General features: G+C 50.4%; 16 protein-coding genes. 11 read left to right on the top strand and 5 right to left on the bottom strand.

Going from position 1 to position 19,991, the window contains the following annotated elements; all coding sequences use genetic code 11:
• Positions 1–429 precede the first annotated feature (429 nt).
• Entirely contained in the window at positions 430–1,794 is a 1,365-nt protein-coding gene (locus tag JOD20_RS24560; RefSeq protein WP_204757815.1) for a cytochrome P450, read from the bottom strand.
• Between the two features lie 29 nt (positions 1,795–1,823).
• Positions 1,824–2,471, bottom strand: a complete 648-nt coding sequence (locus JOD20_RS24555; RefSeq protein WP_204757814.1) for a TetR/AcrR family transcriptional regulator — start codon at positions 2,469–2,471, stop codon at positions 1,824–1,826.
• Between the two features lie 426 nt (positions 2,472–2,897).
• Between JOD20_RS24555 and JOD20_RS24550 the strand changes: the two genes are divergently transcribed.
• Positions 2,898–3,434: a DinB family protein gene (locus JOD20_RS24550; RefSeq protein ID WP_204757813.1), complete on the top strand. Its 537-nt coding sequence runs from the start codon at positions 2,898–2,900 to the stop codon at positions 3,432–3,434.
• 212 nt (positions 3,435–3,646) lie between these two features.
• A complete protein-coding gene (locus tag JOD20_RS24545) occupies positions 3,647–4,087 on the top strand; it encodes a hypothetical protein (protein WP_054533264.1) in 441 nt (146 codons plus the stop codon).
• A gap of 385 nt (positions 4,088–4,472) precedes the next feature.
• Here the strand turns inward: JOD20_RS24545 and JOD20_RS24540 are convergent, their stop codons facing one another.
• The 3 genes from JOD20_RS24540 to JOD20_RS24530 form a co-directional block, all read right to left on the bottom strand.
• Positions 4,473–5,915 (bottom strand): NOL1/NOP2/sun family putative RNA methylase, encoded by a 1,443-nt coding sequence (locus JOD20_RS24540; protein ID WP_204757812.1) that lies wholly within the window; start codon positions 5,913–5,915, stop codon positions 4,473–4,475.
• Positions 5,916–6,142: 227 nt separating this feature from the next.
• On the bottom strand, positions 6,143–9,235 hold the full coding sequence (locus tag JOD20_RS24535; protein ID WP_204757811.1) for a type ISP restriction/modification enzyme: 3,093 nt from the start codon (positions 9,233–9,235) through the stop codon (positions 6,143–6,145).
• 522 nt (positions 9,236–9,757) lie between these two features.
• The gene (locus JOD20_RS24530; RefSeq protein ID WP_204757810.1) at positions 9,758–10,252 is read right to left on the bottom strand and encodes a hypothetical protein; all 495 of its coding nucleotides are present in this window, start codon (positions 10,250–10,252) and stop codon (positions 9,758–9,760) included.
• 238 nt (positions 10,253–10,490) lie between these two features.
• Between JOD20_RS24530 and JOD20_RS24525 the strand changes: the two genes are divergently transcribed.
• The 9 genes from JOD20_RS24525 (at position 10,491) to JOD20_RS24485 (ending at position 19,972) form a co-directional block, all read left to right on the top strand.
• The gene (locus JOD20_RS24525) at positions 10,491–10,904 is read left to right on the top strand and encodes a hypothetical protein (protein WP_204757809.1); all 414 of its coding nucleotides are present in this window, start codon (positions 10,491–10,493) and stop codon (positions 10,902–10,904) included.
• 34 nt (positions 10,905–10,938) lie between these two features.
• Positions 10,939–11,925 (top strand): aldo/keto reductase, encoded by a 987-nt coding sequence (locus tag JOD20_RS24520; protein ID WP_204757808.1) that lies wholly within the window; start codon positions 10,939–10,941, stop codon positions 11,923–11,925.
• A 671-nt stretch (positions 11,926–12,596) separates the two neighbouring features.
• Entirely contained in the window at positions 12,597–12,902 is a 306-nt protein-coding gene (locus JOD20_RS24515; RefSeq protein WP_204757807.1) for a hypothetical protein, read from the top strand.
• Positions 12,903–12,968: 66 nt separating this feature from the next.
• On the top strand, positions 12,969–14,813 hold the full coding sequence (locus JOD20_RS24510) for a hypothetical protein (RefSeq protein ID WP_204757806.1): 1,845 nt from the start codon (positions 12,969–12,971) through the stop codon (positions 14,811–14,813).
• A gap of 20 nt (positions 14,814–14,833) precedes the next feature.
• Positions 14,834–15,817 (top strand): CAP domain-containing protein, encoded by a 984-nt coding sequence (locus tag JOD20_RS24505; protein ID WP_204757805.1) that lies wholly within the window; start codon positions 14,834–14,836, stop codon positions 15,815–15,817.
• 116 nt (positions 15,818–15,933) lie between these two features.
• Complete coding sequence (locus tag JOD20_RS24500; RefSeq protein WP_204757804.1) at positions 15,934–17,313, top strand: hypothetical protein; 1,380 nt, start codon at positions 15,934–15,936, stop codon at positions 17,311–17,313.
• Positions 17,314–17,322: 9 nt separating this feature from the next.
• Positions 17,323–18,369 (top strand): L,D-transpeptidase, encoded by a 1,047-nt coding sequence (locus tag JOD20_RS24495; protein ID WP_204757803.1) that lies wholly within the window; start codon positions 17,323–17,325, stop codon positions 18,367–18,369.
• A gap of 31 nt (positions 18,370–18,400) precedes the next feature.
• Positions 18,401–19,780: a CAP domain-containing protein gene (locus JOD20_RS24490; protein WP_204757802.1), complete on the top strand. Its 1,380-nt coding sequence runs from the start codon at positions 18,401–18,403 to the stop codon at positions 19,778–19,780.
• A 45-nt stretch (positions 19,781–19,825) separates the two neighbouring features.
• Positions 19,826–19,972 carry a hypothetical protein gene (locus JOD20_RS24485; protein WP_204757801.1) on the top strand — a complete coding sequence of 49 codons (147 nt, stop codon included), beginning with the start codon at positions 19,826–19,828 and terminating at the stop codon, positions 19,970–19,972.
• Positions 19,973–19,991: the final 19 nt, after the last annotated feature.

Below are 19,991 nucleotides of genomic sequence, written 5' to 3'. Positions count from 1 at the left end.
CTGGGCAACGACGGTGATGCGGGGCAGACGACTGGGCTTGGAAATGGCCTAACATCTATTGATAGCTATTCCTCAACCTGTCCGCCCTTAAACCCGCGCACGGGAGAGGGGTTGGGGTGAGGGGATCTTAACAACCGACCCTTGTAGTCCAAATCACTCTCCCACTGAACGTGGGCGAGGGGGAGCACGATTGGAGAACCGACCATCATGGATAAAACCGCTGAACCCGGGCGAGGGGAGCACGATTGGAGAACCGACCATCATTTGAACGCGGGCGAGGGGGAGCACGATTGGAGAACCGACCATCATTGATAAAACCGCCATTCAAAAAGCTCCTCGCCCGCGCACGGGAGAGGGATTGGGGTGAGGGGATCTTAACAACCGACCCTTGTAGTCCAAATCACTCTCCCATCCCGAAACCCCAGCATTCTAGCGTTGGGTGATGAACATTGGCAAGCCATTGCGTGAGCCGAGCGTGCCGTCCATCCAAATTTGGGGGCTGTGGCCAGGGACGTTGCGCAAGGCAAAATGGCGGGCCAGCATGGCTACAATCACATGCGATTCAAATAACGAGAAATTATTGCCGATGCAAATCCGTTGGCCTGCGGCGAATGGATGATACGCAAAGGGATGGCGCTGAGCTTCGCGCTCTGGCAACCAACGATCAGGGTCAAAGCGCAGCGGATCATCCCAGAAATCGGGATGGCGATGGGTCAGATAGGGCATGACGGTCATTCGTGAACCAATCGGCACCTTGATGCCAGCAAATTCATCGGTTGCAACTGCATCGCGGGCATACATCGGCGCAGCAGGATAGAGCCGCAAGGTTTCTTTGATAACTTGCAAGGTGTAGGGCAATTGCTTGAGCAGCTCCAGCGTTGGTGGATTATCGCCAAGCACGCTATCAATTTCGGCCTGCATGCGCTCAGCAACCGCGGGATTATTGGCCAAGGCATACCACAGGAACGACAATGTGCGGGCAGTGGTTTCGTGGCCTGCGAAAAAGACCGTAATTGCTTCATCGCGCAACAAGATTGTTGACATTGGCTCGCCGGTTTCTTCATCGCGGGCTTGCATCATGCGGGTGAGCAAATCGTTGGGCCAGTGCTCTGGTGCTTGGCGTTGGCGCTCAACGATGATGCCCTGAATATAATCGTGAACTCGTTTGCGAGCCTCCAAGTAGGCGCGATTTTTGGGTGTTGGCATCCAGAGTGGCGCATGCAACGGGTTCATTTGGCGGATTGAAGCAAAACCAATCATGGTTTCGACGGCATGCTTGACCCACGCAATTGTTTCATCGGCTTCGAGGCTAAACATACTTTTGAGAATAATCGATGCCGTCAGCACCGACATTTCGGTCAAAATATCGAGCGGCTGGCCCTGTTTGGCGGCTGCTGTCCAGCGCTCGCGAAACCAAACCCCATCATCAACCATAATTGGCAAATAGGTTTCGATTGAGCGGGGTGTGAAAAACGGAGCCATTAGTTTGCGCTGCCGCCGCCACAAGCTGCCAGTGCTTGCCACCAAGCCATCGCCCAATAAGAGTTTGCGCACACCTTCATAGCTGGCTTTTTTCGAATAGGTGTCGCGTTGCTCAACCAGCACGCGCTTAACATGATCAGGGTGCACAATTAAAAACATATCTTGCGAGCCAAGTTGCAGATGGGCAAGATCGCCATAGCGTCGCCATGTTGATTCAAAAAATTGCAGTGTCCCTTGGCGTTTGACCTCAAGCGCAATATCGAGCGCCAAACGGCTACGCCGATGCGGAACCGAACGAACGGCGGTTGGCATAGAAAAACTCCTTCGATTGCTGCAATGATTTAGGCTTGCGCACTCGCAAGATTAGGGAAAAACGAGCGACTCAGATAGCCCGCCAACTCTGCTGGGCTAATTTGGCCATTGGCAAGCAGGCGTTCATAGCTATTGGGTGCAAGCATATTGACCAGCGTCGCGACCAGCACTGCAGTCGGGATTGATGGATCAAATTCAGCGTTGGCTTGACCTTCAGCCATCAAGGCGGTGATCAATTCCATAGCTTTGGCACTATAGGCCGCCAAGTCTGGGCGTTTATTGATGACGTTGGTGGTTAAGCCAAGCCGCGGATTGAGATCAAGCAGCACTTGGTTGCCTTGGGCTTGAATGCGGGTGTAGACATCGAGCAGCAAATGTTCGAGCCGCACCCGTGCTGGCAACGTTTCAGCAAATACTTGTTCAATTTGGCGCAAAAATTGATTGAATTGTTGTTCAAAAAGCGCCACCACCAGCTCTTCTTTGCTAGCAAAGTGTAAATACACTGTGCCTTTGGCAATCCCAGTGCGGGCGGCAATTTCATCGATCGAGGCCTCGACATAGCCTTTTTCGCTGAAAAGTTGCTGGGCAACCTCCAGAATTAAGGCTGCTCGTTCTTCCCGTTGGCGCTCGCGGAGCGAACGCATTGGCAGCGGCGTTGCTGGGGTTTTTTGCTCCATTTGCATGTCCTTGAACTTAGGATTCATATTTATTGACTTGATAGTCATAATTTATGACCGATAAGTCATGATGGAGCATCACTCCGGTTCTGTCAAGCCTACGTTGTTCATTGTGGATGCGCAATGGTTGAGGGTTCCCTCACTCCCCAGCCTTTCAAGGGTAGGTTTGAATTGGTGGTGGTTTGGCACATTCCCTCACCCCCCAGCCCCCTCGCCCACGAAAACGCGGGTGAGGGGGAGCCAACCTTGTTTCCCAAAGAATTATCCAAGAACCACACCATGAAAAGCCCCTCACCCGCGCATGGGAGAGGGGTTGGGGTGAGGGCATGCATAATCAATGCACGGCGATTGATCGTGCTTAAGAATGAGGTAAAGTTGGCGATTATTGGGCATACTTCAGGAGATTCTTACTTAAGGAGAACGCCTTTGCGCGAACAAAAAATTGTTGACCATGCTCACCCTGTTGCAGAAATCGGTGTCTGGCTTTGGGCGCTGGAAGATGCACGGCGACGAACGAACGAAGAAATTGCCCAATTGAGCGAAGCCATGATCGATTGGCAGCCACCCCATTGCGATAGCACGATTGGCAGCGTGCTCTATCATGTTGCCTTGATTGAAGCAGATTGGCTGTACGACGAAGTGCTTGGGCTGGATGCCTATCCCGAGCCAGCCTCCAGCCTGTTGCCTCACCCGCATCGGACGAAGCAAGGCCTCTTGACCCCAGTCTTTGGCGAAACTATTGCCCACCATAGCGCCCGCCTCGCAAAAATTCGTGAATTGTTGTTAGAAACCTTTAACGAGATGAGTTTGGCCGAATTTCTGCGGCCACGCGAACTTGAGCGTTATATCGTGACCCCAGAATGGGTGTTGCACCATTTATGCCAGCACGAAGCAGAACATCGTAGCCAAATTGGTGGCCTACGGATTGCCTTCGAGCGTGCGCATGGCATTGAAACCAGCTAAATACGCTGCAAAATTATGATCTAATGAAGCTAGCCGTCGATCATGCTTGATCGGCGGCTTTTGGTTAAATGCTCAACCCAATAGATGCAGAGTGTGCTTGAATTGGGCTTGACGCAAGTGCAGCATGGCCTTTATAATCGCCAAAAAGCGCGACGAAGCACTTTCCCCTCGTCACGTCTCCGAACCGCCTGTATACGTGAGGAGCATCACCCATGTCGGTATTCAAAGATTCAGAAGAACTGATCAAGTATCTTGGTGCGTTGTATGATGAAGCCAAGTGCGATCCTGAAATTGCGCCCAAAATCAAGCAATCTGGCCTCTCAATTCAGTATCGCTACGACGATCCCGCAGGGATTGTGAGCATTTTGGCTGATCGTCAGCCAACCCAAGAGGGTGCATTTTTCGATGTGGTTTGGGGTGAAGTTGCTGGGTTGAAGCCCGATGTTGTGATGTCGATGAAGGCCGATATTGCTCACCAATTTTGGCATGGCACAATCAATTTGATGGCTGCCCTGACTCGCCGCCAAATTGTGGCCAAAGGCCCGATTCCCAAAATTATCAAGCTGCTGCCAGCAGTTACTCCAATGTATGAGATGTATCCACGGCTCTTGAAGGAAATGGGGCGGCCTGAGTTAGTTGTTAGCAAAAAGTAAGTAGTTCTGTTTGTTAACTTCAACCCTGCGCCTGCATTAAGTGGGCGCGGGGGTTTTTGTACGAGGGGTCGGGGGTCAGGGGCTGGGGATCAGTATCCTGTGGTGTGCTACCCTCTGTTGCCAACCCCGATGATTGGCTGATAGCCAAGCGCCTTCTCCCCTGCGTGCTCTTCGCGTCCTTTGCGGTTTAGAATTGTTGGCCCCTCACTCCTCGTTCACCACCCTTCCGTCCCGCCTCAAGGCGGGAGACGCAGGGGTTTTCATCCCCTGCACCCCTAATATGGATGTTGTGGATTGTGATTATTGCTTCTTTTAGCCACGCTTCGTGATCTTCGCGTCCTTTGCGGTTTCGGGATTGCTGACCCCTGACCCCTGACCCCTCTATTTATTGCCAATGCGGCAGCAAATTTTCTAGGATGTTGGCGTTGATTTGGCCTAAACCAAGGTAGCGTTGCTGTTGATCTTCGACTACCACGATGCTGCCATCAGGATATGCCCGCTGTTTAATTGGCAAATCGCGGCGTGCCAACCATTCGTCGATCTGCTGATCGCTGATTGTGAGGCGCTGCTGGCTGAATTGGGCTGCATAGCGTGAGGCCAAATCGTGGGCTGGCTGAAAGCCATGGCGCGATAGTTTGCCAATGTGAATGCCTGCACTGACAAACGGGAAATGCTCGAAATTGCTCAGCCAGCGCTCAGGAATCGCCTGAATGCTCTTGCCATTGCGCCATAAACTGAGGCCTTGGCTGGCTAGGAGCGCGGGCAAATTGAAGCCATAATTCTGTAAGCTGCTGATAATCTGCTGTTGCTCGTCATTGGTCACGGCTTTGTAGCCAGCTTTGGCAAGCGTCTGTTGCGGGCGCTCGAGGCTTGGCGTGGCAATCTGATCGCGCTTGACAATCAGCGCTGCGAAAAAGCCCGCCGTATTATAAAGATGCGGCCAGAGGCGCAAGGCTTTGCTAACCTCTTCAGCGTATGCTTGCGCGCCTGCCGCCAATAAGCCCGGGGCGTGAATTGGCACGCGCTGCGGAATTGGCCGAATTTCGATTTGCTCAGGGTAGCGCTTGAGCAGCGCATCAAGCACGGCCTCATCTTCCTCGGGGGCAAGGCTACAGGTTGAGTAGACCACTTGGCCGTTGGGGCGAGCCGCTTGCAGCGCACTTTCGAGCAATTTAATTTGGCGTTGTTGCAGGGTGTTGCGTTCGTGGCTCGAAACTAAGCGGCTGGTGTGGCGTTCGCTGGTGCGCAGGGCCTCGCCACTACATGGCGCATCCAACAAGACATAATCAAATTGCTCTGGCAGCCAACGGCCCATGCGCTCGCCTGGTTGGTTGGTGATGACCGCCGAGGTGCTGCCCCAACGTTGCAGATTGCCCTTGAGGCCGGAAATGCGTTGCAAATTGCTATCGTTGGCCACCACTAGCCCGCGATCACCAAGCTGCGAGATGAGATGGGTGGTTTTGCCACCAGGCGCAGCAGTCATGTCGAGCACGCTTGGCTCAGCATCGGGCTTAAATTCAAATAGCTCGACGGGCAACATCGAAGCTGCATCTTGAATGTAGTAATGGCCCATTTGATGCTCGACCGTGCGGCTTAAGTTGCTGGCTTCGTTGCCAAGCTGCCAGCCAGTTGGGCAGAACGGCACTTGTTCAAGCTGCCAGCCATAGGCTTGTTGCCACGCTTTGGGGCTAGCCGCATCGGCCTTGAGCGGGTTGACGCGCAAACCACTCGGCAAGGGCTGATTCATGCTCTCAAGCAGTTGGTTGAGTTCGGTTTCATTCAGTAAATCGCGATACGCTTCAAGCTGGCGCGGTATTTGACGGGTCATTATTATTCCTTTATGTGGGATCAATGTACCGATCCACGAAGAGCACGAAGGCCAAAACTGCCAAGAACGCGAAGCACGGAAACCGCGAAGCACGCGAAGAACGCGAAGGAAGGTAGATAAGGAAGATGGGGTGAGCAATTGCCTACATTGCCAAGCAATCCTTTCGTACCATAAAATCAACATTCGTGCCCTTCGTGCCCTTCGTGTCCTTCGTGGTTAAAAAAGCTCTATGTTCCTTGCTCTATGCTCTTGCTGCTCAGCTCGGCCACAATCTTCACGGTTTCTAGGCTGACGGTGATAATTTTGCCAATCAGGCGCACAATATACTCGGGATCGTCGTGGCGATTGGGATCGTTGCTAATGCCAGAGCGCGCATCGGTGCTAACTCGATATTGGTCAATCACCCAATCAAGGGCCGAGCGATTGCCCAGCTTGTATTCGAAGGCTTGGGCCGGAATGCCAGCCAAGCTCAGAAAATTATTGTAGCGCAAACTCGTGCGATCTTTGCTGAGTTTCATGCTTTCAACCCGCCAATTCAGCGGCTCGTCGCGGTTTTCGAGCCATTGCAATGGGTATTCTGGCTGGCTTTCGTAGTTGATGTGTAGCTCGGCTAGCTCGCGCCCAGCTTTGGCAAAGGCCTGAAAATCGGCCAAGCCCACAATTGGGATCCGCGGCAGTTCGCGGCGCAAATTGGCGGCGTAGCGTTCGCGATATTGCGGCGCATGCAGCAGCCCATAAACATAATAAAAGATGTCCCATTTGCTGATGCTTTGCTCGCCAAGCTGGCTGCGGAAGTGCGCTAGCGCCCAATCGCTGATGTTTTCGCGCTGGTTGCTGCCATCTTCGTCGTAGACATAATATGGGAAGCATTGGGTTTGCCGCCCGCCATAGTGCAAACAAGGAATCACATTCGTCATTTGAGCTGAGAATGGAATTTGCGCTTCATTAACAACGCAGATCACGCGATTTTCTATCGTGCTAGCATTAGGAATGATATACTGAAAACGACCTCTACGATGGTTGAGATTGTCATCAAAGTAAGTATATTGTTTTGAAAATGGCCGGTAAATAGCATTCCTAATATGATTTTGATTAAAAATAATTGGCTTATTTTGTTGTAAATAGCTTTTAAGGCTACTACTCCACTTAATTAACTTCTCGTCATTTATTAAAAATGTATCAAGTTCAATATTTCTATTACTTCTGGTTAGCCAGCGTATTCGCTCACTATTGTAAGAATCAATAGTTTTTCGAATATTTTGTTCTAATTCAGATCGATGAAAATTGTATGTCCAACTGTCACGAGCTGTTTCCAATCCTCTACTATACATTGTAAAGATTGCAGAATTATTATTTCCTTGTTTTGAATCTTTGTTTCCCATTGGAAGAAACGTATCAAAATCATCTTGAAGATCTGTTGTAAGCCATGTATGTCCTTGATTTGGTTTTATTTCTTTCCATTCAATCTTCGAGATAGTTTCCGATTGATTGAGCAAATCAAATTTCTCTTGTTTTTTCCACATTTCGCCAGTTCGCGCATACCAGATTGTTGCATTGGTTGCTTTACTTGAGCCACGTTTTTTTATCAAAAAGATAATACTGACCCCAACTTGAATTCCAAAAACATTGTGGGTTGTGCCAGAAAGTTTAGGGTTTTTGCGTACATTGCCGCCAAGATCTAGCACATAAATTGCATCAAAATCTTGAGCCAAATGTTTGCGCATTCCATCAAACGATAAATCATCAATAAAACTGCCATTGGTGACAAAGGCGACAATACCCTCATCACCATTACGGGTTATCCGATCAGCAGCCCAGCGAAAAGCTTTGACATAGGGATCTGATAAGGCATTTTTGTTGGTTGCTTGTGAATCGCGGCTATAGGTCATGGCAACGCGCTGATCGATAATTTCATACTTGCGATTTTTATTATTATCATTCTCGTTAACTTGGCGAGCATTGTAGGGCGGATTGCCGATAATCACAAAAATATCTTGTTGTTGCTGTTTCAGCACGCGCTCGGTGTTTTCGGCCACAAACATGCCCAATTGCTGGCCTGCGCCAACTTGGGCCAATTCAAAGGTATCGACCAAACAAATGCCATTGAATTCGGCGTAACTTTTGGTCAATTCATAATACAAATGCTCAATATTCATCGACGCGATGTAGTAGGGCAGCAACATCACCTCGTTGCAGTGCAATTCGTCGGCATATTTTTGGCGCAACTTCGTCAGCGGAATTTCGTGCATCACGCGCAGCAAAAAGTTGCCAGTGCCGACAAACGGGTCGAGCACATGCACGCCGGGGTTGCCGAGCGAGGTATTGAATTCGCGGCGCAACAATTCCTCGACCGAGCGCACCATAAAATCGACAATCGGCTGCGGCGTGTAGACAATGCCGTGAGTATCGGCAACCTTAATCGAAAAACCTTGGAAGAAATTCTCGTAAACCGTGTTCAAGAAATCTTGCTTATGGCTAAAATTCTCAATCGTGGCGGCGGTTGTTTCGATTGCGCCATAAAAACGGTCGAGTTCGCGCAGAAAATCGTTACGATTGAACGAACGCGAAGTTAATGCCTGAATCACCGTTTCAATTTCGCGGGCAATCACATTGCGATTGACAAAATCGGGATTATTAAACACCTTGCGAAAAATGCGTTCAGTCAACAAGTGCTGAATCAACATCTCCTCGACCGCCGAGATTGAAATATTGGGATTGATGGCCTCGCGCACCAAGGCCATAAAGCGATCGAGGGCAGCGATAAAACGCTGATTCTTCTCGTTAATTTCGCGTTCGATCAGGCGCAACACGCCTTGGGCCAATTCGGGCACGCGCTCGCGAAACTCGACCACCGCGTGATCCCATTGCAGATATTGGGGTGGTTGATAATTGAAAAACAGCAGCAGCGCATCGATCAAGGCCTCAGGCTGACTAATATCCACATCGAGCACTTGGCGTTGGTCTTGCCAGAGGATAATCCGTTGCGGAGCCTGAAACAGAATATTATCGGCGGGATAGCCAGCGGCGAACTTTTTGCGCACCTCGGTGGCCAAATCGTCGCTACTATCTTTGGCTTCCCACACACCGCGAATCAGGGTAAAACTATCGAGCAACGCGCCGTCGGTGCGAATCGAGTTTTTTTTCAAGCGGATTGAATACTGTTCGACCAATGTCCAGCCCATCTGGCTAGCGCAAGCGCGGAGCAAAGCCGCAAAGGCCGGAGCAACTGCGCCCTCGTGTTGGGCACGGGCCTCGGCCAAACTGCGCAAACTGGCATAATATTCGCGCACCGCCTTATGATTCGGCTTAATCGACAGCATTGGTTCTACCCTCACACACAGCGGAAAAAGTAGCACTATTGTACGCGAGAAGCATGGAGAAGGCAAAAAGAACATAGAGCATAGAGCAAAGTCAGAAGTCAGAAGTCAGAAGGCAAAAGGCAAAAAGCAAAAGGCAAAAAGCAAAAGGCAAAAAGCAAAAGGCAAAAGGCAAAAGGCAAAAGGCAAAAGGCAAAAAGCTGTCTTAACCACGAAGAGCACGAAGGGCACAAATAGGGATCAGGAAATGTTACCGCAGCGGTGAAGAGCAGATGAGGCTTTGGGCTAGCAGGTTCATTCCCTCACCCCCAGCCCTGCTCCCACTGAACGCGGGAGAGGGGGAGCACTAACCGCGCGGTTCCCCCTCGCCTCGCGGGCGCGAGAGAGGGCTAGGGGGTGAGGGGATCAATCCAATCTGTACCAATCTGTGGCGAAAAAACGTCCTTCGCACTCTTCGCGCCCTTCGCGGTTTCCGTTCTTCGTGTGGCTTCGTATCCTTCGTAGATTATTAATTAAGGATCGTATTTACTTTGAGAGATCGATAGTTGTGCTATAAGTTTGCTGTTGGGTACAATCTTGGTCAAGAAAATAGCTTCCGCTCAAGCTAAGGGTTTGAGGCGGGAGAACTGTCTTGTAGGCTGGAATCATATGGATTGCGCCTTCACGATCAAGCAAGTATGAACGCTGGCCAATGTACTCATAGAGCGGTAAACGAATGCTCTGTTCAGATATTCGGTTGCATACAACATAATCGCACATTGCGGCAACCCATTCAAATTGACCATCAAGATAATGAGGTTGCATAATAAAATATTCTACCTGTTTCCAACCATCAGCGGTTTGAATCGATACTGTTGGATCATTCAAGCACGTTAGCTCATAACCGATCATATTAATACTAATCCAGTCGGAAGAGACGGTTGCGGTGTGGGTTGGAATCGGTGTTGGAGCATTACTCGCTGCGTTAATGCTGCATCCAGACGTTAGGATTAAAATCAATATCCATCCAAATCTACTCATCGATTGCTCCTTGTAAGCTAGCCTAGTTCTAGCAAGAACGTGCAGGCTAAAGTATTTGTTCCAAGCCGCTAAAGTGAATTAATAAGTAATCGGGGGCGATGAGCTGTGGGCTATGGGCGATGAAAAATAATAATCTGTGTCAATCTGTGGCTAAAAAACGTCCTTCGTGTTCTTCGCGCCCTTCGCGGTTTCCGTGCTTCGTGTGGCTTCGTGTCCTTCGTGGATCAATTGCTGGATCATGAACCGCAACTTGCTGCTAAAATGGCAGCGGATTAACTTCGAGGTCAGTATGACAATTTTAGCGCCGCGAGTGCGTTCGATTCGCACAATTTATAGTGTTTTGACGTTGGTCGTGCTTGGCTTGCTCATTTGGGGCGTGTGGCATTTATTTGCCAATGATGCGCCGACGGTGCAAGGGCGTTGGCAAATGGCCAGCCAAGTAGTGGAGTTTCAGTCCGATGGCATGGTCACTGGCTTAGCGAGCGAGCCGCTGCGCTACGACGTGTTGAGTGCGACCGAATTGCGCTTAACCAGCGCTGATGGCAAGCAACAAACCGCGACCTATGCCTTGAGTGCCGAGCAGCTGAGCTTAGTCATGTTGAACCAGCAAGGCGTAATGCAAACCCACCTGCTGCAACGAATTGAGCAATAATCACGAGCTACACCTAGCAATTCGAGGAGTTTCTATGGATTATCGAGAACTAGGCCGAACTGGCTGGAAGATTTCATCGATCGGCTTTGGGGCGTGGGCGATTGGCGGCGATGCGTGGGGCAAAACCGACGATGCCACCTCGCTGGCGACGATTCATGCGGCCATTGATGCAGGCGTGAATTTTATTGATACCGCCGATGTGTATGGCGATGGCCACTCTGAGCGCCTCATTGCCCAAGTGCTGCGCGAACGCCCAGGCGAGATTATTGTGGCAACCAAAGCTGGGCGACGCTTGAACCCGCATACGGCTGCTGGCTACAATCGCGAAAATTTAACCGCCTTTGTTGAACGCAGTTTGCACAATCTCAATACAGAAGCGCTAGATTTGCTGCAACTCCACTGCCCGCCAAGTGAAGTTTATGCCATGCCCGAAGTTTTTGAAGTGCTTGATGATTTGGTGCGAGCTGGTAAAGTGCGCTACTACGGCGTAAGCGTCGAGCGAGTTGACGAAGCGCTGACAGCAATTGAATTTCCCAATGTGCAAAGCGTGCAAATTATTTTCAATCTGTTTCGCCACAAGCCGATTGATCAGTTTTTTGCTGCGGCGCAAGCCAAGCGAGTTGGCATTTTGGCGCGGGTGCCGTTGGCCAGCGGCTTATTATCGGGCAAAATTACGGCAGCTACCAATTTCGAGGCCAACGATCATCGCAATTACAATCGCCATGGCGAAGCCTTCGACCAAGGCGAAACCTTTGCGGGCGTGGATTATGCGACTGGTTTGCAAGCGGTCGAGGAATTACGCACTTTAGTGCCAATCGATGCCAGCATGGCCCAATTTGCCTTACGCTGGATTTTAATGTTCGATGCAGTGACGACGGCGATTCCTGGGGCCAAAACGCCAGCCCAAATGCGTGCCAACGCCGATGCTGCCGCGCTTGCGCCGCTTGATGCAGCGACGATGGCCGAGGCGCAGGCGATTTACGAACGCCTCATTCGTCCGTTGGTGCATGAGCGTTGGTAGAGCTTGGGGGTTAGAGTTCTTCGTGGATCACAATCCATGATCCACGAAGAGCACGAAGCGACGAAACCGCGAAGGACGCGAAGCGCGCGAAGGGGATGTGGCTTTTGGCTCTAGGCTTTGGGCTATCAGACCATTGCCATTTCAACAAATCCCCGATAGCCTATAGCCATCAGACTATAGCCCAATCCCTAGTCCCGCTCCCACTAAACGCGGGCGAGGGGAGTCCCCGTTTTACCGATACATTGCACAAAAACCATGACATTAAAGCCCCGCGCCCGCGCCACGGGAGCGGGGTTGGGGTGAGGGGAGCAGGCGGTTGTTAATGCTATGAACCAGTACACATAGCCAATAGCCTGACCCCTGACCCCCGACCCCTGACCTCCGACTCCTGACCCCTGACCCCTGACCCCTGACCTCCGACTCCTGACTCCCGACCCCCTTTCACCAAATTTTTATAAACCTGCTTGAAAAAGCTATCAAGTCTTTTTAATCAGCCAAAGCCCCTCATGAAGAGTGTTAAGCTCCCCATGGATTGTGCCTATGCCATCGAGGCCTATTTTGTTATAGTCGGTCCAGACAGGCGCACTATATTTAAGCTATGTATCGACTGAAAAAATCTAAGCCTTTCGCATCATATTAGCTATGAAACTTTGGTTATTGTTCTAGGAGGAATGATGAAAAGCAGTTTGATTCGATTGGTTGGCTTAGGTTTATTGGTTTTAGCTATGCTGCCTACCACAACTTGGGCCGCAGGCAGTGCCAATATTTACGCCTCATGTGGCAATGGCGCTTGGGTTAGTCTTGGTGGGAGCGGCAGCGTGCAAGTGACATTCAATCGCTTGGCGGCTAGCCCTGTTATTAAATATATAAACCTTGGTGGTGGAATGTCAACGGTGGTGTATTCAGGCGTAGCTGGAAGTTACTCGACAGTCTCGGTTAGTGGCAATAGCACTATTTCCGGTGCTGGCTGCGCCTAATTAGAGTGAGATCTGAGTGGGGAAGGTTCTCGTGCATCAATGATTCTACACCATGAGGAGGTCGCTATGCGTTCAAGGATTGGATATGGCGTGCTTGGCTTCGTTATTTTTGTGCTTGGTGGAATCACGACCCAACAGACAACCGCTCAATCGGCGAATAATCCAGCGGGGCCATCCACGTTGTATGCTGGCACATTTACCTATCAAGGCGAGTTGGTTAGCAGTGGCACTGCGATTAATAATGTGTGTGATTTTCAATTTAGTCTCTATAGTGTTGCCAGTGGCGGCAGCCAGCTTGGCTCGACCCAGACAGCATTGAATGTGAATGTGCAAAAGGGTCGGTTTAGTGTTGAGCTTGATGCTGGCGTAAGTGGCCCTTTTGGCGAAGCGTTTACTGGTGGTGACCGCTGGCTGGGTATTGCTGTTCGCTGCCCGGCAGGTACTGGCAGCTATACCGCGCTTAATCCCCGTCAGAAGATTACAGCAGCGCCCTATGCATTGAGCCTCAAGCCAGGCGCGGTTGTGCGTAGCGCCGAACCAGTTAATTCAATCTTTACTGCGAGTAATCTTGGCACGTCCGGCAATGGCTTAGTAGGATACGGGGCGACAAGTGGGGTTTATGGCGAAGGCACAAGCCAAAGCAATGAAACCTACGGGGTTTATGGCACCACCGGCTCAAGCTCAACATCTGCTAGTGCGGTCTATGGCCGCAACAATGGCACTGGGATTGGGGTGCATGGCCTTAGCTCTGGCTATGATGGGGTTGTTGGTGAATCAACCCATGCTGGTGGTAATGGCATTCATGGGATTGCTAATGGTGGAACAGGTGCCTATGGCGTTTGGGGGTTAAGTACCAGTGGTTATGGTGTGGTTGGCAACACAAGCTCAGGGACTGGGGTTTCTGGCAATAGTAGCACCGGTAATGGAGTTTATGGTTCGAGTAGCTCAAGTAGTGGGGTTTCTGGTTCAAGTGGCTCAAGTAATGGGATTTTTGGCTTTAGCACCTCAGGCAATGGCGTTTATGGATATAGCTCAAATAATTATGGAGTTAATGGTGTGAGTGGGGTAGAAGTAGGGGTGCAAGGTTTTGGCCCGAATGGCGGTATGCGTGGATTTAGCACCGATAATACTGGAGTTTGGGGCCAAAGCGAAAATGGCAGTGGAATTATAGGGGTAAGCGGCGGTAATTATCCGAGCATTTGGGGCTTTACTGGTAGCAGTAATCCCGCTGTTAAGGGCCAGCAAAATGGGTCAGGCACTGGCAGCGGGGTTGAAGGGATTGCGATTAGTGGCAATGGGATTGTTGGGAGCAGCCAAAGTGGCTATGCTGGCATGTTCTATGGCTCAGTTAATGTGACTGGGGCAATTAATGCTGCGGTTAAAAATTTCCGCATCGATCACCCACTTGATCCTGCAAACCAATATTTGCAACATGCTTCGGTCGAAAGCGATGCAATGAAGACCATTTATGATGGCGTAGCCGTGCTTGACCGCGATGGCAAAGCTGTGGTTAACCTGCCTGATTGGTTTGAAGCGCTGAATGGCGATTTCCGCTATCAACTTACTGCACTCAATGCCCCCGGCCCAGGTTTATATATTGCTGCCGAAATTAAGCAAAACCAATTTACGATTGCTGGCGGCATCGCTGGCAGTAAAGTTTCATGGCAAGTTACTGGCATTCGCCATGATCCTTATGCGGTTGCCAACCCGCTGCAAGTAGAAGTAACCAAGCCATTAACCGAGCAAGGAACCTATTTGGCTCCTGAAAGCTCTGCACAAGCAGCCAAAGGAGTTGATGCCCGCTATCGCAGCACGATCAAGAACCCACCAAGCATTCCTACCATCGATATTCCGGCGGCACCAGCACAGGAATTGGAGCAAGAACTCCAGCGTAAATTGGAACGCCGTTAGTGATGTAAAGGATTGTGATTATGCTACGGAAACATTGGCTTAAATGCTGTTTGATTGGCGTAATGCTGCTTGGCTATAGTTCTTTGCGCGCCGCACCATCCAATTATGATCTGCGTTGGTTTTCGATCGATGCTGGTGGTGGTAGTGCGCAGGGTGGGGCGTATGCGCTCAGCGGTAGCATCGGCCAACCAGATGCAGGCCAGCTGAATGGTGGGGTCTATACCTTGAACGGTGGCTTTATCATTCCTGCGGCCACAGTCCTACCAGGAGTTTGGCTACCGCTTACCTTGGGCTATTCGCAGCCACCAGTCTACCCTACGCCAACCGCGACCAACACCCAAACGCCAACTCGCACACCCTTGGCAACTGCAACGAATACCAACACGCCAACCAGCACGCCAACGGCAACTGCGACGAATACCCGCACGCCAACCCGCACGCCGACGGTAACTGCGACCAACCTACCGCCAACGGCAACCGCGACGAGTACCCGCACGCCAACCAGCACGCCGACGGCAACCGCGACGAGTACCCGCACGCCAACCCGTACACCGACGGCAACCCCAAATCCAGCTGATTTTGAGGCCCAAGTACTAACCTTGGTCAATCAAGAGCGTGCTCAAGCTGGTTGTGGCGCACTCACGGTTGATTCGCGCTTGCGAACTGCTGCTTGGCTGCATAGCCAAGATATGGCGATTAACAACTTCTTTAGCCATACTGGTTCGAATGGCTCAACTGTTCCTCAACGGATCACTGCTCAAGGCTATCCTTGGGTGAGATGGGGAGAGAATATTGCTGCTGGTAATAACTCTCCACAGGCAGCTGTTAATAGTTGGATGAATAGTCCTGGTCATCGGGCCAATATTTTAAACTGCAACTTTACCCAAACCGGGATTGGCTACTACTATCAAGCCAACGATCAAGGCAATATTTGCTTTGATGATGGCACATGTGCTAATGGCCCATATTTTCACTATTGGACTCAAGTGTTTGCTCGCCAGTAAATAGTGCTCGCAGCACAGTGCTGAAGGTAGCTGCTGCTTGATTCAGCGCTGTGCTGCATTACTCTCCATTGCTGATCTGAGCTTTGGAATCACTACGCTAGGAGGGTGCAATGTTCATGCGATTTTCTGCATTCTTGATCTGCTGGCTTGCCATTACCATGAATATTTCTGCAACACCACAACCTGATTCCGCTCAATTGAACGATCTGAGCCTTGTGAAACGCCAAGCGATTTATGGCCCGACCTTTCAACCACCTGGTATAGCGCCATCGGCAATGCAGCAAACATATGATATTCGATTGCAAGGCAACGATAGTAATTGTGATTTTATTGCGCTCAGAAATGGCATTCAAAATATTGGGGGAGCTGGTGACGCAGCCTATGCGACTGCACGCACCATGATTTCCCAAAGCCCACGCGATTATTATGAAGGTTTTTATACCTTAAAAGGCCCAAATGGCTCAGATCAGCGCTTCTCGATCGATAATCTTGGTGCTGCCGCCGCTGCCTTTATTGGAGTCTATCAAGCGCTTGGCTATAACGCACTGCTGCTCATGGCCGAACCAGATCAGCGTGATTATAGTTTCGCCCAAAGTATCGTTGATCAGCTGCTGAAAAATCCACATGCTTCATTCGCCCATGCTTGGATTACCCCCCGTGAGTATAGGCGCAATGCACGGAACATTGTTGTTCCCGAAACCAATGAAACCGTTACGATGCTCTATCCCTATCACGAGGTCGCAGTCTTTGTCGACCCAAATACGCCGCAGCAAGTCATTATTCTTGATGGTTTAGTTGGTTATCCATTTGCGCTTACGCTGGATACCTTTGCAGACTGGTTGCGGGGGTTTAATAGCGTGATTGTGGTCAGTGCTGAAGCGGGCAGCATCGTTGATCATCAGCGGTATCAATTTGCTACCCGAACCGCGCCCTATGTGGCGAATCGGCTTGGCGGGCCGTATTTGAACGCTGCGCGCAAGGCCTTTGGCCGCGACTATCTGCAATGGGGCGAAGTGCTTGGCCAACCCTTTCGCTGGCACGATCAACAGCTAACCAAAGTTGTTTTACCAGGAACCTATGTTCATTATGAACGGGTTGAGGCTGGGCCAATTACCCTCGCTTTATTGGGCACGCGGATGGGCTACGATTTGGAAGCAGCAGGAATCTTGCCCACCGGAACCATTCGCCCATGGGAAAAGACTGTTTTGGTTAATGGTATTCGCGAGTGGGTTATTGCAAGTTTTGGCTCTGAGCAACATTTTCTTGCGGTATTTGGCAACGTTTTGACCCAAGAAATCTGGCTGTCGCAAGCAACGATGCAACAGTATGTGCTGCGCAACATTCCCAATCAACGTGTTGATCAAAATGGGATTGATGGCTATATTATTGTGTTGACAGAACGTGCTATGATCGCTTGGAATGCCCAGCAAGGCACCTTCCTCATTCCATTGGGCCAGATTTATGATCACGAACTTCAACGAATGCTACGCCCATAGGAGGTTCCAATGCGCTTGTTGATTCCTCGTTTGCTGCTCCTGATCGCACTGCTCTTGATTAATCGCTCGGCTTATGCGGTGGAACCATCAGTTCAAGCTGTTTATTTTGCGCAAACTGGCCATCATGTTGATGATCAGTTTGGATTCTTGAGCTACTGGCGTGCGCATGGTCAAGTAACACGGCTTGGCTATCCAATTACGGAACAAATTATTGAGCATAATCGCCCTGTGCAATATTTTGAACGCGCTCGGCTTGAATTTCATGCTGAGCACAATCAGGTATTGCTTGGGCTTTTAGGTCGCGAGCTAGGCATGGCTACGCCGCCGGTTGCGGTCAGCGCTGATCCAAGTGTGATCGCTATTCCTGAAACTGGCCATACGCTACAGGGTGAATTTCGCGAATTTTGGCAGCGTTCTGCAGGGCTTCAATTCCTTGGCTATCCGATTGCAGAGCCAACCAATGAAGCTGGAATGCTTGTTCAATGGTTTGAACGAGGCCGCTTAGAATATCATCCAGAAGCCTTAAAACCATTGTGGCTAGCCTATGCGCAACTTAAGGCGATCGATCTTGATCCGTTATATGAAATTATTCCGAGTGCGGTTGGCCGCCAAGTGGCTCAGCTCAATGGCCTGATGCTCGACGCAGTGCCACAGCGTCAAGCGGTGCCTACGTGGTCGCCTCAGCTTTGGCCCCAAACGATCAAGGTCTCGTTGACGAACTATACGCTTGAAGCCTACGAAGCCGATTTGAAGGTCTTGACTGCCCCAATTGCGATTGGCAAACCAGGCTTTGAGACCGTCAGTGGCAGCTTTCTGGTGTATCAAAAATGGTGGGAAAAAGATATGCAAAGCAGCGAGCGTGGTGAATCGTGGAATACGAGCGCTGTGCCATTTGTCCAATTTTTCTACCGCGATTGGGCGATTCATGGCACCTATTGGCATGCAGATTTTGGCACTCGTCGCTCGCATGGCTGTATCAACCTTGCTTTAGCCGAAGCTGAATGGCTCTATAACTGGACTGATCGCACTGGCACAGCGGTAATCGTTGATCCATAAATCGTTATGGATTGATCAGAAGGAGTAGATAATGCAGAAGCTACGCTGGGGATTAATCTGCTTGTTTAGTTTAAGCTTGTGGCCAATTCAGGCAGTTGCTGCCCGGGAACAATGCTTCCCCTCAGAACAATCGGCCTATTGTATTGATGCAAGTTTTAACGCCTATTGGGAAACCAACGGTGGACTTGCGGTGTTTGGATACCCAATTACATGGGCTGATAACGAAACCAATGCTGATACTGGCCAACAGTATCTTACCCAATGGTTTGAGCGCAATCGGTTGGAATGGCATCCTGAGAACGCAGGAACGCCGTATGTGATTTTGCTGGGGCTGCTTGGCAAAGATCGCTTGCAGCAACTTGGCCGTGACCCATTTGCCGAAGGCCGTGAAGCAGGCCCACGTGATGGATGCTTATGGTTTGAACAAACTGGGCATAATCTTTGCGACCAACAAGCAGGCCTGGGCTTTCGCAGCTACTGGGAGAACCATGGTCTCACCATTGCTGGCTTAAATGCCTATGAGCGCTCGTTGCAACTGTTTGGCTTGCCACTGACTGAACCAAAAATGGAAACCAATGCCAGTGGCGATACGGTAGTGACCCAGTGGTTTGAGCGTGCTCGTTTTGAGTGGCATCCCAATAATGCTGATCAATTTAAGGTTTTGCTTGGCTTGCTCGGCAGTGAAATTTTGGGGCCACCGCCGCCTCAACCCCAAGGCTGGCTTGAGGCTGTCAATTTCTATCGGGCCAATGCAGGTTTAGCGCCAGTTGCCGAAGATACGGTGCTCAATGACAATTGTTTTCAGCATGCCCGCTATATGGCCGAAAATCGTCACCTGACCCATGATCAAGACCCAAGTTTGCCATGGGCCTCGCCTGCTGGCCAAATTTGTGGCAGCAATGGCAACGCTTGGCTTGGCAGTGGCGCAGGCTGGACGGAAGTTGATTCGGTTGAGGGTTGGATGTCCTCACCTGGGCATCGACTGTGGTTGCTCTACCCAACAACACCGGTTTTTGGCTTTGGTTTCTATCGGGCTGAAAATGGAACCTCGGCAGCAGGCCTTGATGTGCTTTCACGCACCGCAATGGATGCAGATGAAACGTACGCTGGTTGGCCAATTCGCTATCCTGCTGATACTGAGCGCTTTATTCCGCCAAGCAAGTATCCAATTACCCTAAGTTGGCGCTACTTTGGGGACAATCCAATTATCAGCAGCACGAAAATTGAAACGAGCAATGGAGTTCAAATTGCCCATTCTGCAAGCACGGATCTGCCTGCTGGGCATAAAGGGGTACTTTTGTTGCCGACCAATCCGTTGCCAGCAAACAGCCGAATTACGGTGCAGGTTACTGGAAGCTATGAGAATATCCCGTTCGATAGCCGTTGGACATTTACAACCAGTCGCCGCTAGGCTTAACTTTGGATTGCGTGAATGGTGGTATTGCAAGGAGAATCTATGGCTGCAATTATTGATCGATTTGTCCGGCGCTGGTGGTTTTCATTGTTGATGGTAACGATCTTGGTGGCAATTGTTTTTTTCGTCACTCCAATTGAACCAGTTTTGAGTCGCTATTACGCCTATCTACCAATCTCATTTAAATAAACTGGCTATGCGTAAATAC

Origin of the sequence: Herpetosiphon giganteus, from assembly GCF_016907925.1 — a bacterium.
Lineage (GTDB): Bacteria > Chloroflexota > Chloroflexia > Chloroflexales > Herpetosiphonaceae > Herpetosiphon > Herpetosiphon giganteus.
Note: the sequence above shows the minus strand (reverse complement) of the source record. Positions and strands in the feature narration are given on the sequence as shown.

What these genes read in the sequence shown, in the direction of transcription:
- JOD20_RS24535 (WP_204757811.1), bottom strand. Translation starts at nt 9,235, where the DNA reads ATGCTGTCGATTAAGCCGAATCATAAGGCGGTGCGCGAATATTATGCC.
- JOD20_RS24555 (WP_204757814.1), bottom strand. Translation starts at nt 2,471, where the DNA reads ATGGAGCAAAAAACCCCAGCAACGCCGCTGCCAATGCGTTCGCTCCGC.
- JOD20_RS24530 (WP_204757810.1), bottom strand. Translation starts at nt 10,252, where the DNA reads ATGAGTAGATTTGGATGGATATTGATTTTAATCCTAACGTCTGGATGC.
- JOD20_RS24520 (WP_204757808.1), top strand. Translation starts at nt 10,939, where the DNA reads ATGGATTATCGAGAACTAGGCCGAACTGGCTGGAAGATTTCATCGATC.
- JOD20_RS24485 (WP_204757801.1), top strand. Translation starts at nt 19,826, where the DNA reads ATGGCTGCAATTATTGATCGATTTGTCCGGCGCTGGTGGTTTTCATTG.
- JOD20_RS24490 (WP_204757802.1), top strand. Translation starts at nt 18,401, where the DNA reads ATGCAGAAGCTACGCTGGGGATTAATCTGCTTGTTTAGTTTAAGCTTG.
- JOD20_RS24515 (WP_204757807.1), top strand. Translation starts at nt 12,597, where the DNA reads ATGATGAAAAGCAGTTTGATTCGATTGGTTGGCTTAGGTTTATTGGTT.
- JOD20_RS24540 (WP_204757812.1), bottom strand. Translation starts at nt 5,915, where the DNA reads ATGACCCGTCAAATACCGCGCCAGCTTGAAGCGTATCGCGATTTACTG.
- JOD20_RS24500 (WP_204757804.1), top strand. Translation starts at nt 15,934, where the DNA reads ATGCGATTTTCTGCATTCTTGATCTGCTGGCTTGCCATTACCATGAAT.
- JOD20_RS24510 (WP_204757806.1), top strand. Translation starts at nt 12,969, where the DNA reads ATGCGTTCAAGGATTGGATATGGCGTGCTTGGCTTCGTTATTTTTGTG.
- JOD20_RS24495 (WP_204757803.1), top strand. Translation starts at nt 17,323, where the DNA reads ATGCGCTTGTTGATTCCTCGTTTGCTGCTCCTGATCGCACTGCTCTTG.
- JOD20_RS24505 (WP_204757805.1), top strand. Translation starts at nt 14,834, where the DNA reads ATGCTACGGAAACATTGGCTTAAATGCTGTTTGATTGGCGTAATGCTG.
- JOD20_RS24545 (WP_054533264.1), top strand. Translation starts at nt 3,647, where the DNA reads ATGTCGGTATTCAAAGATTCAGAAGAACTGATCAAGTATCTTGGTGCG.
- JOD20_RS24560 (WP_204757815.1), bottom strand. Translation starts at nt 1,794, where the DNA reads ATGCCAACCGCCGTTCGTTCGGTTCCGCATCGGCGTAGCCGTTTGGCG.
- JOD20_RS24525 (WP_204757809.1), top strand. Translation starts at nt 10,491, where the DNA reads ATGAACCGCAACTTGCTGCTAAAATGGCAGCGGATTAACTTCGAGGTC.